Annotated in this window: 14 protein-coding genes and 1 rRNA gene; 9 read left to right on the top strand and 6 right to left on the bottom strand. The window is 38.4% G+C overall.

Annotation, left to right across the window (positions count from 1 at the left end; all coding sequences use genetic code 11):
- Positions 1-102, top strand: a 5S ribosomal RNA gene (rrf, locus tag ACLPIE_RS19505); the annotation flags it as partial.
- 844 nt (positions 103-946) lie between these two features.
- On the opposite strand, the gene idi is transcribed toward rrf, so the two are convergent.
- From idi to ACLPIE_RS19485, 4 genes are all read right to left on the bottom strand, one after another.
- Positions 947-1,462, bottom strand: a complete 516-nt coding sequence (idi, locus tag ACLPIE_RS19500) for an isopentenyl-diphosphate Delta-isomerase (RefSeq protein WP_430263381.1) — start codon at positions 1,460-1,462, stop codon at positions 947-949.
- A 153-nt stretch (positions 1,463-1,615) separates the two neighbouring features.
- Positions 1,616-2,254, bottom strand: a complete 639-nt coding sequence (narL, locus tag ACLPIE_RS19495; RefSeq protein ID WP_430263380.1) for a two-component system response regulator NarL — start codon at positions 2,252-2,254, stop codon at positions 1,616-1,618.
- 36 nt (positions 2,255-2,290) lie between these two features.
- Entirely contained in the window at positions 2,291-4,048 is a 1,758-nt protein-coding gene (narX, locus tag ACLPIE_RS19490) for a nitrate/nitrite two-component system sensor histidine kinase NarX (RefSeq protein WP_430263379.1), read from the bottom strand.
- A 384-nt stretch (positions 4,049-4,432) separates the two neighbouring features.
- Positions 4,433-5,350 (bottom strand): DUF808 domain-containing protein, encoded by a 918-nt coding sequence (locus tag ACLPIE_RS19485; RefSeq protein WP_430263378.1) that lies wholly within the window; start codon positions 5,348-5,350, stop codon positions 4,433-4,435.
- 284 nt (positions 5,351-5,634) lie between these two features.
- Here ACLPIE_RS19485 and ACLPIE_RS19480 point away from each other — a divergent pair, with 284 nt between their 5' ends.
- Complete coding sequence (locus ACLPIE_RS19480; protein WP_430263377.1) at positions 5,635-6,621, top strand: glycosyltransferase; 987 nt, start codon at positions 5,635-5,637, stop codon at positions 6,619-6,621.
- 46 nt (positions 6,622-6,667) lie between these two features.
- On the opposite strand, the gene uriH is transcribed toward ACLPIE_RS19480, so the two are convergent.
- Positions 6,668-7,612: a uridine-preferring nucleoside hydrolase UriH gene (uriH, locus tag ACLPIE_RS19475; RefSeq protein ID WP_430263376.1), complete on the bottom strand. Its 945-nt coding sequence runs from the start codon at positions 7,610-7,612 to the stop codon at positions 6,668-6,670.
- A 260-nt stretch (positions 7,613-7,872) separates the two neighbouring features.
- Between uriH and ACLPIE_RS19470 the strand changes: the two genes are divergently transcribed.
- From ACLPIE_RS19470 to ACLPIE_RS19450, 5 genes are all read left to right on the top strand, one after another.
- Positions 7,873-8,619, top strand: coding sequence for a helix-turn-helix transcriptional regulator (locus ACLPIE_RS19470; protein WP_430263375.1), 747 nt, complete (start codon positions 7,873-7,875; stop codon positions 8,617-8,619).
- A gap of 267 nt (positions 8,620-8,886) precedes the next feature.
- A complete protein-coding gene (locus ACLPIE_RS19465) occupies positions 8,887-10,191 on the top strand; it encodes an NAD(P)/FAD-dependent oxidoreductase (RefSeq protein WP_430263374.1) in 1,305 nt (434 codons plus the stop codon).
- A gap of 47 nt (positions 10,192-10,238) precedes the next feature.
- Positions 10,239-10,607 (top strand): cupin domain-containing protein, encoded by a 369-nt coding sequence (locus tag ACLPIE_RS19460; protein ID WP_430263373.1) that lies wholly within the window; start codon positions 10,239-10,241, stop codon positions 10,605-10,607.
- A gap of 28 nt (positions 10,608-10,635) precedes the next feature.
- Entirely contained in the window at positions 10,636-12,129 is a 1,494-nt protein-coding gene (locus ACLPIE_RS19455; RefSeq protein ID WP_430263372.1) for an aldehyde dehydrogenase family protein, read from the top strand.
- Positions 12,130-12,256: 127 nt separating this feature from the next.
- Positions 12,257-13,000, top strand: coding sequence for an SDR family oxidoreductase (locus ACLPIE_RS19450; protein WP_430263371.1), 744 nt, complete (start codon positions 12,257-12,259; stop codon positions 12,998-13,000).
- A 2-nt stretch (positions 13,001-13,002) separates the two neighbouring features.
- Here the strand turns inward: ACLPIE_RS19450 and ACLPIE_RS19445 are convergent, their stop codons facing one another.
- Positions 13,003-13,671, bottom strand: coding sequence for a helix-turn-helix domain-containing protein (locus ACLPIE_RS19445; protein ID WP_430263370.1), 669 nt, complete (start codon positions 13,669-13,671; stop codon positions 13,003-13,005).
- 406 nt (positions 13,672-14,077) lie between these two features.
- Here ACLPIE_RS19445 and ACLPIE_RS19440 point away from each other — a divergent pair, with 406 nt between their 5' ends.
- Together ACLPIE_RS19440 and ACLPIE_RS19435 are read left to right on the top strand one after the other, a co-directional pair.
- Positions 14,078-15,568 carry an APC family permease gene (locus ACLPIE_RS19440; RefSeq protein ID WP_430263369.1) on the top strand — a complete coding sequence of 497 codons (1,491 nt, stop codon included), beginning with the start codon at positions 14,078-14,080 and terminating at the stop codon, positions 15,566-15,568.
- The gene (locus tag ACLPIE_RS19435) at positions 15,543-16,157 is read left to right on the top strand and encodes a DUF3156 family protein (protein WP_430263368.1); all 615 of its coding nucleotides are present in this window, start codon (positions 15,543-15,545) and stop codon (positions 16,155-16,157) included. The genes ACLPIE_RS19440 and ACLPIE_RS19435 overlap by 26 nt, the downstream gene beginning before the upstream one ends.
- The last annotated feature ends 15 nt before the right edge of the window (positions 16,158-16,172 follow it).

Here is a 16,172-nt window from a genome sequence, read left to right as displayed (position 1 = left end):
CGCGGTGGTCCCACCTGACCCCATGCCGAACTCAGCAGTGAAACGCCGTAGCGCCGATGGTAGTGTGGGGTCTCCCCATGTGAGAGTAGGGAACTGCCAGACATTAAATTAGTGAAGAAGCCACCCAATGGGTGGCTTTTTTGCGTTTGGGAAATGACAAATATTTTTCTATTTTCTTCTTTATTTTCCACACAATACCCACCCTTGTTTTTACCACGTCCTCTATTGAGTGTTATAGCGAAGACTTTACCTGATTACGTAATTTTAGTTATCACTGTGATGAATAGGAGTGCCTGACTCAAAGTAGTGAGTAACAGCTTACTTACTATTGAGGAAGTAACTGAGATTCCTAATAAAATCAAATATATATTGCGAATTATAAGTTTGGTTATCACCGTGATGAATAGGAGTGCCTGACTCAAGGTAGTGAGTAACAGCTTACTGGCTACTGAGGAAGTAACTGAGATTCCTAATAAAATCAAATGCATATTGCGAATTATAAGTTTGGTTATCACCGTGATGAATAGGAGTGCCTGGCTCAAAGTAGTGAGTAACAGCTCACTTACTACTGAGGAAGCAGTCGAGATTTCGAATGAAATCTAATGAGTATTATGAATTATAAGCTTGCAGGATCAATGAGGGGATGAAATCTCAGTGAGTATCAATGTCATAAATGGAAATGGCGGATATAACATAGTAAGTAACAGCCCATTCGCTGTTTGAGTCTTAATTGAGATCAAGGAGTCAGCTATGCTGAGTCTATAAAATATTATTTTTTACTCTGAAAATTCACTAAATTAAAGAGTAATAACGTTTTATTAAATTAACTCACTATAGAATGATGTGGCTAAATAACGTAAGTTAAATAATTATTTATAATGCATTTTTAGTTTTTACATCTTATTTTTAATTTATGGCTTAACCAAAAAGATATGAAATTTTAATACTAATTAAAATTTAATAAGGGATATTTTTCCTGTATTTTTTTAAACCAGGGAGTGAACTTATCAGGGCATTGGGCAACTTCTTGTATTAATTCTGAAGGAAATACCCAGCGGATAGAATTTACTTCATCTGTATTTGGCGTAACACATTGGTCATAATAGCCAATAAAAATATGGTCAAATTCGTATTCAATTAAGCCTCCACTAACTTTAGCATGGTAGATGATTGAGCCTACATGAGTTAATGGAGTAACGAAACCAAGCTCTTCTTTGAGCCTACGTTCTGCTGCTTTAAGAGTATCCTCATTTGGTTTTGGGTGACTGCAACATGAGTTAGTCCATTGGCCAGCTGAATGGTATTTGTGAAAAGCTCTTTGTTGAATAAGTAGCTGACCTTGATGATTAAAAATAAATATCGAAAATGCACGATGTAAACGCCCAAGTTGATGAGCTAATAATTTTCCCATTATTCCGATCTGCTCATCATGCTCGTTGACTAAAATTAAATTATCTTCCATCTTAAATTATTTCCATCATAAGTTTTATAATAGTTTATTATAATCCAAAAGATTAGTTTGTAGATTAGAGCTATTTTTATTTGATTTGACTTAATCTTATTTCTATAAAAGATCCGCAGCTATTTCTTTCATTATATAGCTGCGAAATTAATCTTACTTTTGTTGTAATACCCAGACGGCAGCTTCTACTCTAGATTTTAGATTTAATTTTTTAAGTAAATGTTTAACATGAACTTTAACCGTACTTTCTGCAATGTCGAGTTTACGAGCTATCATTTTATTAGACAAGCCTTGTGAGATTAGCTCTAAAATATCAGCTTCTCTTGGAGTTAGCGTTGTGATGTTGTTTTCATCTTGCCCTGTATTATCTCTTAATGACTCTGCGAGTACTGACGCTAGTGTTGGGCTAACAACTAATTTACCGCTTGCTGCTTCTTTGAGGGCGATAATCAATTCTTCGGGTTCCATATCTTTAAGTAGATAACCATCAGCCCCTCTTTTTAAGGCGTTGACGAGGTCATCACTATAGTTTGAAACAGTAAATAAAATGATCCTACCTGATAATTCACGTTTTCTCAGTTCATCTAAGGTTTCGAATCCATTCATACCAGGCATATTGAGATCGAGTAAAATGAGGTCAGGATCTTGTTCTTCTGCTATTTTAATCCCTAATTTACCGTCTCCCGCTTCACCGATAACTTTTAATGAAGGTTCCAAACTGATTAGTTGTTTGACTCCATTTCTTAGCATAGGATGGTCATCAATAAGTAAGATGGTTGATTTTTCATTCATTATATTTTTATTTTCCATAGATGATTTTTCCAGTGTTTAAGCTTCAACTAAAGGGAAGGTAACTTTAACTTCAGTTCCCCCTTGTTCTCTAGAAATAACAGTGCATTCGCCATTAAGACTTGATGCTCTTTCTCTCATAATAATAAGACCGTAATGATTTAGTTTATCAGCATTTGATGAGATCCCTGCACCATCATCAGTAACAGTAATACAAACAATACCAGAATGTTGGTTTAACGAAACCTCAGCCCATTTAGCATCAGCATGCTTCAGAATATTGCTAAGAGCTTCTCGGATTATCTGTATAATATGAATTGATTGGTGCGGTGAAATACTTTTTGCTGGCAGGTCATAACGTAATTCTACCTTATAGCCTAAGCGTTCGCTAAATTCATTGATTGTACTTTCAAGAGATGGCAATAGACCTGGTTCGGTTAATTTTAGTCTAAAAGTTGTCAATAATTCCCTTAACTGGCTGTATGCTCTATTGATTTCACTACGCATTTCCATCAACAGCTGTTGGGGTTTTTCAGGTAAAGGGTCGGGTTGCAGTTGTAAGTAGCTAATCTGCATTTTTAAGCATGATAATGATTGTGCAATGGAGTCATGGAGTTCGCGTGCAATTGCTGAACGTTCGTCCATGATAAGTAACTGTTGCTGCTGCTCAATTTGTTGCTCCATTGTTAGCATACCAGAAATTTGTTTAGCCAGAACGGAAACTAAACTATTTTGTTCATCTGAAAGTGTTTGATTTTCATCTATTTCCCCAATTATGATACCGTAACGATGCATATTATCGGATAGATCCCACTGTAAGTTTTTTGTTCTTCCTGTGGTGGCCTGTTTTTCTGGCAAAATGCTATCAGGAGCAACTAACCCAGTTGAGTAACAGCATATTTCATGAAAATAGCTATCATTGCTTTCTTCATATAACCGTAAGCTAAGGTTTTTTAATATAGTAATGTTTTTTAATTCGATTAAGACTTTTTGCAGCCTTAAATAAAGAGATTCTGAGGAATGAAGAATTTTGTTTGATTGGTATAAGTAAGATAAAACACGGTTTTTCGTGATTAGGTCTGCTGTTTTTTCTGCAACTCTTTCTTCGAGTTGATGGTAGCTTTGAGCTAATTCATCAGACATTTGATTTAGTGTTTCTCCAAGCGCATTAAGCTCATCTTGTCGATGATTTTTGGGATAACGCTGACTAAAATCTTTTTGTCCAATAGCGGTTACCATGGATAATAATTTCATCCAAGGATAGTAAATTTTACGTCGTAAATGCCACATTGTTCCTATTAATAACAAGAAAACTAAGCCAATAAAAATGAGTTGTGTCATTGCAACATAAGCAATTTTTCTTTCTGTTTTCTCATCAATATGGTGCACTAGTTCGTCTAGTTTATTGACGAATGAAATGACTTCATATCTTGCATCATTTGGAGTGCTTGCTGCCATTAATGCAGGCTGCAAGGTTTGTAACCAAAAGTCATGAAGCTCATTAAATTGGGGGGTTAAATGTTCTGCTTTTACTACTTGAGTAAGCTCAGGGCTGACCAAATCATTTTCTAGGGCATCAATATAACGCTGATTTTGGTTGTTTAACGGTACTAAAGAAAGAAGGCGGTAGCTTTGCATTCGCAAAGAACCTGACTTATTTATTGCATGTGCGTTGCCTTGTACGCTAATAATCATGCGGTTCGAAATCGTCATTCCAATAATCCCTAAAATCGCAATAAGCAACATTAGGCCTATCACTTGGTTAATAATTGAAAATCGACGATATAAAGTCGGCATGTTTTTTCCTTAGACATAACGTATTTAATGAAGTTTAAAATAAAAGTTATTGTATTGTTCATAAAAGTGGAATAATTAAATATACCACCTCAGTATTGGATTTAGTGTGAAACCGAGTTAGTAAGGTTTAAAATAAACATAAGAAACACTCAGTTTTATCTTGTTTGTTGATATTTATGGTTATATGTAAATTTTATTGTGTTTTTATGAGATTTTTAGGTTTATAGTGTAAATTAAAAATGAATTTCTTTGGGTTTAAATCATTTTGATGTTGGTGATATTCGTTATATATTTAAATTCATATTAATAAGATTAAGAACCACAAATGGATAACTATGATAGCTCAAATAGCTCTAATTTATTAGAGCTATTTGACTTGTTAAATTAGGATGTCCTTAGTTTTTTGAATAAAAATAGAGCTGCAACGAGGATTAACCCTACAGCTAAACCAAATAACAAATTGATGATAGTAGGTAAGATAAACTGCATTGTACTACCAATTACGGGTGTGAATGTGGCTGTAAAGGCCAATTCATCAATCCATTTTGAAATATAGCTAATTCCATGTGTTAAAATTCCACCACCAACCATAAACATGGCTGCTGTACCTACAACTGATAATATTCTCATTAGGTATGGGGTGATATAAATAAGAGCATTACCACATTTTTTTAATAGTGTTGCTGTTTTCTTTTGTAAGAAAAAGCCTAGATCATCGAGTTTAACAATACCTGCCACTAACCCATATACGCCGATGGTCATAACGATAGCAATGATTGAAAGCACCACGATTTGATTAAGAAAAGTGGTGGTAGAAACAATTCCTAATGTAATGGCAATGATCTCAGCGGATAAAATAAAATCAGTTCGAATAGCCCCTTTAACTTTTTTTCTTTCAAACTCGCTTATCTGTTCAGTGGATAGTTGGTTTTGCTCTTGAACTGTCGTGGTTTTTTTTGTATTCGGATGTAGTAGTTTATGCGCTAGCTTTTCCGCACCTTCGAAACACAAATAAGCGCCACCTAACATGAGTAAAGGTGTGATAGCCCAAGGGAGGAATGCGCTGATAAGCAAGGCTAAAGGAACGAGTATGAGTTTATTAATAAAAGAGCCTTTAGCGACGGCCCAAACAACAGGTAGCTCTCTGTCTGCGCGAACGCCTGTTACTTGTTGAGCGTTTAGAGCAAGGTCATCACCTAAGACACCTGATGTTTTTTTAGCCGCCATTTTTGTCATGACGGAAACATCATCTAATACCGCTGCAATATCATCAAGTAAGGTGAGTAAGCTACTTCCTGCCACAATAAATTCCCCGATAGTTTATTTATAAGGTGTAATTAATGTTTGTTAGGTCAATTATGTGATAATAAGTTCACTGAAGTATAAATATAATTTAGATTATTCTATGGACACTTATGACATGACTTATTGGATTGTTAAATTTTTATGACAGTGGAACCAATACCACATTTGCTTTTCTAAACGGGTGGTTTTAGTGAAACGACGACCTGTTGTTAGTTTCTTTTATTTCGTTTAGCCACTTTGAGTTATCAATAATTTCGGGTGGATTAGTATAGGGTTAATACATGTCTTCTCAGCTAGTTTTGAGCATTGTTGTTGCAGTTTATAATGGTGAAAAGTTTTTACCTCAGTTTTTTGACAGTTTAATCGCACAAAAATTAGAGAATTGGGAGCTTATTGTCGTTAATGATGGCTCTAAGGATAACAGTGAAAGTGTTATCAACTCTTACGCTGATAAATTTACGAATTTGAAAGTATTGTTTCAAGAAAACCAAGGTGTTTCAGTTGCACGCAATACTGGTATGGCAGAAGCAACGGGGAAGTATATTACCTTTCCTGACATTGATGATGAAATTAGTCCGAAAATGTATGGGCGTTTATTAGAAATTGCTTTGTCTGAGGATCTTGATGTTGCGACCTGTAATGGTACATACATTTACACTAATGGTGATGCCCCTAAGGCGATTTTTCCACCGAATAAAGTGCCATCAACAGGTGTAATTTCAGGGCCACAATGGCTTGAGATCGGTTTAAACTCTCGTAAATTTTTACATGTTACTTGGCTAAATCTATATCGTTTAGATATGTTACGTCAGCACAAATTTTTCTTTGAACCGAAACTTCATCACCAAGATATCCCTTGGACAACAGAGGTTTTACTCGTTGCTAAACGCGTTCAGTTTATTAATGAGCAGTATTATCGTTATTTGATCCACAACCAATCAGTTTCCCATTCTCTTTCTGGTGATGAAAGGTCTGTTCGTAAGATCAACACCTATTTGAAAATTATTGATATGCTATTAAAAATCTATCAGCGCTATCCAGAGCAAACTAAGCAAGCTCCAGCGTGTTTATGGCAGGTTGGTAAAGAGGGGTTAGGTATCGTTCAAGCGTTGCTAGCAATTAAATCACCAGAAATAAAAAAAGACATGGTGCAGCAATTTTTTGATAAAGGATACTGGGAAGTTGTTTGGAGTCATGCAACGACCGTGAAGCTAAAATGGCGCTTAATAAGACGTTATATGAAGCTAAAAGAAATTATTAATTCCTAATCATTTGAAAAGGTAGTTTATTTTTATGATAAACTACCTTTCACTTCTATTTGTCTAATCGCTTTAAAGAATCAATAAACATCGCCCATAATTTAGGGTTATCTAGCTTTGTTGCAACTTGAGTATGGCAGTCAGTTGTTGCTTGAGAGCGAAAATCCGTGACGGTCATACCTGTTGTAAGGGCGCCCTGTAATTCAATATTCACCGGTGCTTTTTGTGTATCAATGATTGACGGATCAATTAAATAAGCGACTGCACAAGGATCATGAACGGGAGCATGATCACTGCGACCACTGCGTTGGCGATACCCTGCGGTGTAATAGTTAAGTGATCTAACAACAAACTCACTAATAGGGGTCTTTAACGCAGCAATCTCAGCCATAATACGATCATCAGGCCGAGCTTGATGGGTTAAATCTAACCCAACCATGGTGAGAGGCCACTTTTCATTGAAAACAATATGAGCCGCCTCAGGGTCAATTGCAATATTAAATTCAGAGACCGCAGAACGATTTCCTGTGTGATAGCCGCCGCCCATTAGAACGACTTCTTTGACTAATTCAGTAATTTCTGGAGCCTTTCTTACGGCGAGGGCTATATTAGTCAAACCGCCAATGGGGACTAAGGTGATTGTTTTAGGTGGATTGGCTTTGATTGTATCTATGATTAAATCAACAGCATGACGTTTATCTAGGGGGATAGTTGGTTCAGGAAGGTTTGTACCATCTAACCCACTGATGCCATGAACTTCAGCGGCATTTTGAATCGCTCTAACAAGTGGGCGTGTGCAGCCAGCGGCAATTGGAATCTGTTTTGCACCAGCAAACTCAAGGATCGCTCTTGCATTATGTGTCACTTTTTCTAAAGTTTGGTTACCAACAACGGTGGTTACTGCCACTAATTCAATATTTGGATTACCAAGTGCCAATAAAATAGCCATTGCATCATCATGGCCAGGGTCACAATCCAAAATAATCTTGTGTAAAGGCATTGTATCTCCTTGTATAAAAACAATCTTATCTAATGAGGTAGACTAAGTAATTATCAGTTTTTTTCCTGTGATCAGCTTCTTGTTTACTTATTACACATAAGAAAATTGGTAACAAAATATTAATACTTTTGGACGAGACTGTGATTTGATTAACATATTAATAACAATCGGTTTGAGCTTATCGGCAGAATATGTTTTTTATATCCAGTGAATTCATTGCTTTTATGCGTGAGCGCTTATTAATAAATTAGAGGGGCGAAATGAATAACTATCTCAATAAATTACCTGATGTAATTGATTCTGTTGCAACTAATCAGTTCTACCCTAATTTATTATCGTGGCTATCATCATTCATTACATTTGATAATGCGATTGTTTACTCCTTTGAAAAAGGGTTCCCACCTCGTTTTCTGTCTAAAGTAGAGCAACGCAATAGCGACAGCGTTAACCGAATTTATCAGCGGGGGGCTTATTTAATGGACCCCTTTTACCAAGAGATCCAAAAAGGTGGAGCTTCGAAAGTACTGACATTAAAAGAACTCGCACCTAAAGGCTTCTATCATACTGATTATTACTTGAATTTTTATCGTAAGACAGGTTGGTGTGATGAAGCGGGTTTGTTATTAGAAATTTCAACTGATAGGCAGCTGGGCATTTTTTTTGGTAACGAAGAGAGGCCTTTTTTCTCTGAAAAATATACGCAAGCACCTCTTAAAGATGCATTTGATATTATTTGTAGTATGGCTAGATTACATAAAGAGGTTTTGCCTCATACTGTTTCTAGTTATTACCAACAAGCGGACATGCAAACTCGATTTGGTCTCACACCAAGAGAGTGTGAAATTGTTGAACTGATCCTTGAAGGGAAAGGGTCTCCGCAAATCGCGCAGGCTCTTTTTATTAGTTTAGGAACAGTAAAAAACCACCGTAAAAATATTTATCAAAAGCTAGATATTAACTCACAAGCAGAGTTATTTAACTTATTCATGAACAAGTTTAGCCAATAAACTAAAACGTCATTGCCCCAGTTAACTCATCATTTTTCAGCGTATTATCGGTTTATTTAATTGTTATTATTAACATGGTAATAATTCAATAACTAGTTGAATAATAAAATGAAATTTTTATTTTTTTGGATTTTATTTTTATTTAAATATTCTACCTGCGTCACAAATGTTAATTTTATGTTTTGAATGTCCCTAAAGGGCTATGTAATTGTTAATGTAAGGTTAAGATAATTGGGTTATCACAAGATACTAAATAGGGTATCCATTATGAATAACCAAGTCGAATCACTAACTTATTACGCTGCAACGAAGAAGTACGATCTACGTTTTCCAATCTTAAAAGAAGATATCGATGTTGATGTTGTGATTATTGGGGGTGGGTTTTCTGGAGTTCACACGGCACTAGAGTTGTGTGAAAAAGGCATAACCAATATTGCGATTCTAGAAGGGCGCTATCTTGGTTATGGTGGTTCTGGGCGTAATGGTGGTCAAGTGATGGCGGGTATTGGCCATGATATTGATGCTATTAAAAAATACGTAGGTCCAGAAGGTTTAGAAACCATTTTTAAGCTCAGTAACATGGGCGCTGGGATCATGCGTGAGCGTATTGCTAAATATGATATTGATGCCGATTTTTGCCGCGGATATGCCTATTTAGGTAGTAACAAGCGCCAAGAAAAAACTTTACGCACTTGGCTGAAAGATTTTAAAGCAGTTGATCCTGAAGAAGAAATTGAATTTTATAGTGGTTCTGAATTAAAACAGATCATTGGTTCAGATGCCTATACCTGCGGTATCAAACATATGGGTGGAGGGCATGTCCATTCATTGAATTTATTGCTAGGTGAAGCAAAGGCAATTAGTGAAATCTATGGTGCAAAAATTTTTGAAAACAGCCAAGTATTGAATGTTGAATATGGCAATACCATTACGGTAAGAACGGCGATGGGAACGGTCAAAGCACAGAAAATGTTGTGGGCTTGTGACTCATTCTTAAATGGCCTTGAGCCGACAATTTATCCAAAAACAATCAATACTTACGCTTACCAGTTAATGACGGAACAATTGTCTGACGAATTAATTGAGCAGATTAGCCCAATTCGTGGGGCGTATAGTGATATTCGTCCTGTAATTGATTATTACCGAGTCACTAACGAAAACCGTTTGTTATTTGGCAGTTCGACACATTTGCTTGAGTATATTCCATCAGACCTTAAAGCTTGGAACCGTAACTTAATGTTGAAAGTTTTCCCTTATCTCAAAGATGTCAAAATTGAGTTAGCGTGGGGAGGCCCAATGGCGTGTAGTGCGAATTTATTTCCACAAATTGGCTCATTACCGCAACATAAAAATGTGTTCTATGCGCAAGGCTATTCTGGTTTTGGTGTCACACCTAGCCAGATTGTTTGTAAAGTGCTTGCCGAAGGCATGGTGGAAGGTTCTCATCGTTATGACTTAATGAGTTCAATTCCCCATGCCAATATTATCGGTAAAGATAGTATGCGTAATGTGATTGTTTCGCTCGCAAAAATCATGCATCAAACGTCGGGTTATTGGCAAGGTCGCCGCTAATTCATTATCAGTCTCATTATTTTTGAAATTTATTAAAGGTAAACATCATGATTAGTCCATTATTGCTGAATAAACCACTGCCAGAATTATTAAATATTGGTAGCGTTGCTAATTTAGGGTCTGTTGTTGTTGAAGGTGACCCGCAAGCCAGTGTGGCAATGATCCACGGTGAACCATCCGATAACCTGACTTGTGGGATCTTTGCTTGTACCAAAGGCAAATTTAAAATGATTTACCCATTTGATGAGATGGCGACGGTGCATGAAGGCTCTGTGAAATTAACCGATGTTAAAACGGGTGTCACGGTTGAGTATCATAAAGGCGACTCATGGTTTGCGGCAAAAGGGACTGAAGTTTTATGGGAGATTGAGGCACCACGTTTCGTCAAACACTATCTAGCTTGTGTAAATGCTTAATTAATTCTTATTTAGTGGAGTGATAACGATGAGTGAGTTAGCCCTATTACCAGAAGTCAGTGAATTTTTAAAACGCCAACATGGTCATTTTATCAACGGGTTGCCGGTTTCTGGCAAGGGAGATACTCTTTTTGATGTCGTAAATCCTGCCACTGAGCAAGCTATTGCTAAAGTGAAAGAAGGCACATTAGCGGAAGTGGATGAAGCAATGAACGCCGCTCACGCTGCATTTAAAGGGGTTTGGGCAAATACCACGCCGATGGAAAGAGGGAATTGCTTAAACCGCCTTGCTGATTTATTTGAGAAGCACCTTGAGGAGTTAGCCCAATTAGAAACGCTATGCTCAGGAAAAACAATTCAGCTTTCTCGCTTTCTTGAGGTAGGCTCTTCAGCACAATTTTTACGTTATTTTGCTGGTTGGGCGACAAAAATCAGTGGTGAAACTCTCAACGTTTCATTGCCATCATTTAATGGTGAAAAGTATTCTGCCTTTACACAGCGCGAGCCAGTTGGGGTGGTTGCAGGGATCATTCCTTGGAACTTTTCCATTATGATTTCTATTTGGAAATTAGCAGCGGCATTAACCTGTGGTTGTACAATTGTATTGAAGCCGAGCGAGTTTACGCCTCTGACAATGTTGCGAGTCGCTGAGCTGGCAAAAGAAGCAGGGATCCCTGACGGTGTGATTAACATCGTCAATGGCGGTGGCCGTGAGGTTGGGCCTGCGCTTATTCACCATCCTCTTTGTTCGAAAGTGACATTTACGGGTTCTGTACCAACTGGGTTGGCGGTAGGGCGTACAGCGATGGAGGGTAAGTTAACCCGTGTAACTCTTGAGCTTGGTGGTAAAAATGGCGCTGCATTTTTAGCGGATCTTCCGGTTGAAAAAATTGTCAATGGCATCATTGAAGCAGGGTATCTGAACCAAGGGCAAATTTGTGCGGCTGCGGAGCGTTTTTATATCCCTTCTAAGTTGATGGAGCCTGTATTAACCGAGTTAAAAGCACGTTTATCTGCGATGAAGGTGGGGGCGCCATTAGATGAAACAACGGAAATGGGACCACTGGCAAACAAAGCGCACTATGAAAAAATCTTAGGATTGTTTGAAAAAGCGCGCCAAGAAGGTAATGAAATTATTTATGGTGGGCAGCCAATTGCGGGGACGGGTTACTTTGTTCCGCCAACCATTATTTGTGCGAATAGCCCTGACGATGCATTAATGAAGGAAGAAACTTTTGGCCCAATAGGGACATTCCTCAGCTACGATGATGAGGAGCAACTTATTGAGTTGATGAATAGCACCCCGTTTGGTTTAGCGGCGAGTTTATGGACTAACGATCTCAGCAAAGCGATGCGTATGATTTCACAAATTGAAGCAGGAACGGTTTGGGTGAATATGCACACCTTCCTAGATCCGGCAGTACCTTTCGGTGGCATCAAGTCATCTGGGATTGGTCGTGAGTTTGGCAGTGCTTTTATCGAATATTATACCGAATTAAAATCTGTCATGGTGCGTTATTAGAGTTTAATTAACATTCTTTTTATCAATGTTTCCCGGCTATCGTGCCGGGTTTTTTGTATTTTTATAGATAGAGTGAGTTATTCGTGGCTATGATGGGGGTAACCGTTATTCACGCATAGGTAACAGTATGAAAAAAGTGTTGGTTACAGGGGGAAGTCGCGGTATTGGCCGAGCTACAGCGATTCAATTAGGTCGCCTTGGTATGCATGTGCTGATTAATTATAAAAGTCACCAGCAAGCAGCAGAGGCTGTTGTAGAAAATATTCGCTCAGCCGGTGGTACTGCAAATGCGCTGCGCTGTGATATCAGTAATGAAAATAATGTTGTTGAGCTATTCGCTAGCATCAAAGCGCAGTATGGTGATTTACATTATTTAGTAAACAATGCTGGAATTTTATTTCAACAGTGCCGTACAGAGGTACTGACAGCGGAGCGTATTAATCAGGTATTAGCCACAAATGTGACAGGATTACTGATTTGTTGTCGTGAATTTATCAAACATGCACGCCATTTTAATCAATTTCAAGGCAAAGCCATCGTAAATGTCTCCTCTGCGGCGGCACGCTTAGGTGCTGCTGGGCAATATATTGATTATGCGGCCTCTAAAGGTGCAGTAGATTCAATTACCAAAGGGCTGTCACTTGAACTCGCAGACGTTGGCATTCGAGTTAATGGTGTTCGCCCTGGCTATATTTACACGCAAATGCACAAAGATGGTGGGGAAGAAAGGCGTGTAGACCGTATTGCTTCGCAATTGCCAATGAAAAGAGGGGGAGAACCACGTGAGATTGCAGAAATTATCGTATGGTTGCTAAGTGATGCTGCTTCTTATGTCACAGGTTCGATTATTGATGCAGCGGGGGGCCGTTAGGCTCATTGAAACTTTTCTTGGCGAATGATAAAACCGGATGACACTAATTCGGTTCGGTTGGTTACATTCGCTTTGGTGAAAATGTTGCGTAAGTGAGTCTTTACTGTAGAAAGTGAGACCCCTAATAATAGGGCAATTCGCTTATTGCTCGCGCCTTCTCGTACTAAGTGGATAATTTCTTGTTCTTTGGGTGTATAGGAAACTAGAGAATCAGGTAATACATCGAATGTCATCAATTCAGCAATGGGCAAAATGGCATTTAAACGTATGATTTCCTGTTGGCTAAATGGACTATCACGTAGCACAGAGATCCCCGCAATAATTTTATTTTTTCGACGAATAAAGATCTCTGCCATATCGGTGAGGTTATTTGGTTGCATGAAATCATGATAAAAAGCTTGATTTTTCTGGCGTATGTCGGGTTCCATGCGAACGAGCCTGAGGTCATCATTGCGAAAATTATCAGGATGCAAAGGATCAATTTGGTGAAAATAGGCCAGATAGTCTTGGTGCATCTTTGATGGAATTCCATATAAGACGTAGTTATCAGGTTTCCAGTGATCATTGACGAGGTAATAAACGGATGCTGAGATAGGAATAATATGTGCAATCGTATTAAGACAGCAATCAATCAATGTTTGTTGGTGAAGACTAAACAATGGTGGATTCATGATATTCCCTTCCGTAGCCTCTTAGTCAATTGAATTATTATCATGCCTTTTATTTTTATTAACATAAAGTAAACATGTTAATAACGTGAAGTCGATTGCAGTATTTAAAACTCATAAAAATCTAGCCAAAGAGTGTAAGCTCCTTTTTGGTATCTTTCGCTTATTTTTTATTAACATATTAATGAAGCTTTTGATTCTTATGCGTTGATATATAATAAATTATCTTAATTTTGGATTGAATTGCAGGTACTTTTCGCTATTAAAATCAACCTCCCTCTCCCTCTGGGTATCGTCCTTTAGAACGATAGCGACCTATTTGTGCTTATTTTTATAGTGGCCATGTAGTCACTCTATCTTTACAAAAAATTCACATTTATGACTGCATAAAGAGCGAGAGGGAAGCAAAATGAATTTATCCTCAAAATTGTCGTCACATTTAGAGAAAGGAAAGATTGGCTTTCCTACCACACTGGCTAGCTCTGCGGGGTTGATTATGGCCAGCCCCGTTATTTTAACCGTCACTAGCGGATTCGGTATTGGCGGTGATACTTTTGCTTTAGCAGTGCTACTTAGTTTCATTATGATGCAAGCTCAGCTCACCACGTTTTCAGAAGCAGCGGCTATCTTGCCAACGTCGGGGTCGGTATATGATTATATTTCTTGTGGAATGGGGCGTTTTTGGGCGATAACCGGTGCACTCTCTGCCTATTTAATTGTGCACGTCTTTGCAGGGACGGCCGAAACCATACTTTCTGGGATTATGGCATTGGTCAACTTTGAGCATTTAAACACAGTTCTAGAAACTAGTCATTCTTCATGGATGGTTGGTGTTGGGCTGGTGGTAACTTTCGGTATCTTAAATGCATTTGGTATTGAAGCTTTTGGTAAAGTTGAAGTGGTACTGACTTTTGTGATGTGGTCAACACTGGTTATTTTCAGTGTGAGTGGCCTATTGATGCCTTTTCACGTCGATATGGAAGGTTGGTTTGGCAGCCCATTGAATACTGATCCAGAGTTGGTGTTAAGCTTTGTAGGTATGGCGATGTTCATGTTTGTGGGATGTGAATTAGTGACTCCAATGGCGCCTGAAATTAAAAATTCAGCTAAAGTTATTCCACGAGCGATGACGACAGGCTTGTTCTGTGTTGCCCTGTGTATGGTGCTATTTGGTGCAGCCTTGGCAAACCAAGTGGAAAACGTGGTGGTTGACCCGCAAACAGGCACACGTTTACTGGAAACACCAATGGCAATCCCTGCCTTTGCAGAAATTGTGATGGGGGAGTTCGGTAAATACTGGATTGGTGTTGCTCTATTACTTGCGGGTGGTGCAACGATCAATACATTAATGGCAGCAGTGCCACGTATTCTATATGGTATGGCGTTAGATGGTGCACTACCACGTATTTTTACTTACTTGCACCCTCGCTTTAAAACCCCCGTATTTGGCATTTTAGTGGCAGTGATGATCCCTTGTTTACATGCTTTTGCTATTCAAGGGGATCTTGACCGCATCATCCCTCTGGTATTAGCTGCAGTTTGCTCTTGGGGAACCGCTTATTTGTTAGTGACGCTTTCCGTTGTATTATTACGCATTCGTCGCCCTGATTTACACCGTGCTTACCGTTCACCATTTTTCCCACTACCACAGATTATTTCGAGTGTGGGTATTATTCTTGCAATCATCTATATCACCCCCCCGGGTATGAATAAGTCAGATGTGTATATTCCATTTGCAATTATGTTAGGAATAACGGCCAGTTACGCTCTTATTTGGACGGTTTTCGTACAAAAAGTAAATCCTTTCAAACCTGTCGATGTTGAATTAGTTTTATCAAATTCATTCAGAGATGAAGATATTGAAGGAGGCCAACTTGAGCCATTACGCAACCTCGCCTAAGCCTTCAGTGTGGCAACGCTTAGGCAGTTTAACAAAAAAGCGACTGCCAACGGGGTATCAAGCTGGATTAACACTCAATCGTGTTGAGAAAGATATGACTCCCTACCCGTGTGAGTGGAAAGCACCGGGGGTCTTGCAGATCTTACCGCAGTCTGAGTTGGTTGTTGAAGTGACGGAGCGCCCAAGAAAACTGTTTCTGGCTTTTATTGTATACACGCGCTTTGTGGTATCTGGTTTTTGTGCTCAGAATATTAACGCAACAATAGAGGTAAAAACACGGGGCTCAGTGAAAAAAAAACATATCCATTTTGTATCGAAACAAATGGATGGGCAGAAAGTCATTGATTGGATAAATGAATATCCTATTATCAAACAAACATTAGCTGAATTGGATTTTAATCATTGCTTAATAGAATTTAATAACGGTCAGTGGCATTGTGAAATAGAGCCTTTTACTGCATCTGAAATGGTAAGCCGTATTCCTGCAACGCGCCGTTATCTGAGGCTTGAAGCCAAACAGCGGCATCGTTTATTGAGTGTACTACAATTAATGAGTCAACTGATGGAAAAACATGCGCAGATCCATTGAGTTTAAACAGGTTTT

This window comes from Providencia sp. Me31A (assembly GCF_050487165.1).
In the GTDB taxonomy this organism is placed as follows: Bacteria; Pseudomonadota; Gammaproteobacteria; order Enterobacterales; family Enterobacteriaceae; genus Providencia.
This window is presented reverse-complemented; position numbering and strand designations above follow the sequence as displayed.

Excerpts from the sequence above, each read along its gene's own strand:
- idi (WP_430263381.1), bottom strand. The coding sequence starts at position 1,462 with ATGGAAGATAATTTAATTTTAGTCAACGAGCATGATGAGCAGATCGGA.
- narL (WP_430263380.1), bottom strand. The coding sequence starts at position 2,254 with ATGAATGAAAAATCAACCATCTTACTTATTGATGACCATCCTATGCTA.
- narX (WP_430263379.1), bottom strand. The coding sequence starts at position 4,048 with ATGCCGACTTTATATCGTCGATTTTCAATTATTAACCAAGTGATAGGC.
- ACLPIE_RS19480 (WP_430263377.1), top strand. The coding sequence starts at position 5,635 with ATGTCTTCTCAGCTAGTTTTGAGCATTGTTGTTGCAGTTTATAATGGT.
- uriH (WP_430263376.1), bottom strand. The coding sequence starts at position 7,612 with ATGCCTTTACACAAGATTATTTTGGATTGTGACCCTGGCCATGATGAT.
- ACLPIE_RS19470 (WP_430263375.1), top strand. The coding sequence starts at position 7,873 with ATGAATAACTATCTCAATAAATTACCTGATGTAATTGATTCTGTTGCA.
- ACLPIE_RS19465 (WP_430263374.1), top strand. The coding sequence starts at position 8,887 with ATGAATAACCAAGTCGAATCACTAACTTATTACGCTGCAACGAAGAAG.
- ACLPIE_RS19460 (WP_430263373.1), top strand. The coding sequence starts at position 10,239 with ATGATTAGTCCATTATTGCTGAATAAACCACTGCCAGAATTATTAAAT.
- ACLPIE_RS19455 (WP_430263372.1), top strand. The coding sequence starts at position 10,636 with ATGAGTGAGTTAGCCCTATTACCAGAAGTCAGTGAATTTTTAAAACGC.
- ACLPIE_RS19450 (WP_430263371.1), top strand. The coding sequence starts at position 12,257 with ATGAAAAAAGTGTTGGTTACAGGGGGAAGTCGCGGTATTGGCCGAGCT.
- ACLPIE_RS19445 (WP_430263370.1), bottom strand. The coding sequence starts at position 13,671 with ATGAATCCACCATTGTTTAGTCTTCACCAACAAACATTGATTGATTGC.
- ACLPIE_RS19440 (WP_430263369.1), top strand. The coding sequence starts at position 14,078 with ATGAATTTATCCTCAAAATTGTCGTCACATTTAGAGAAAGGAAAGATT.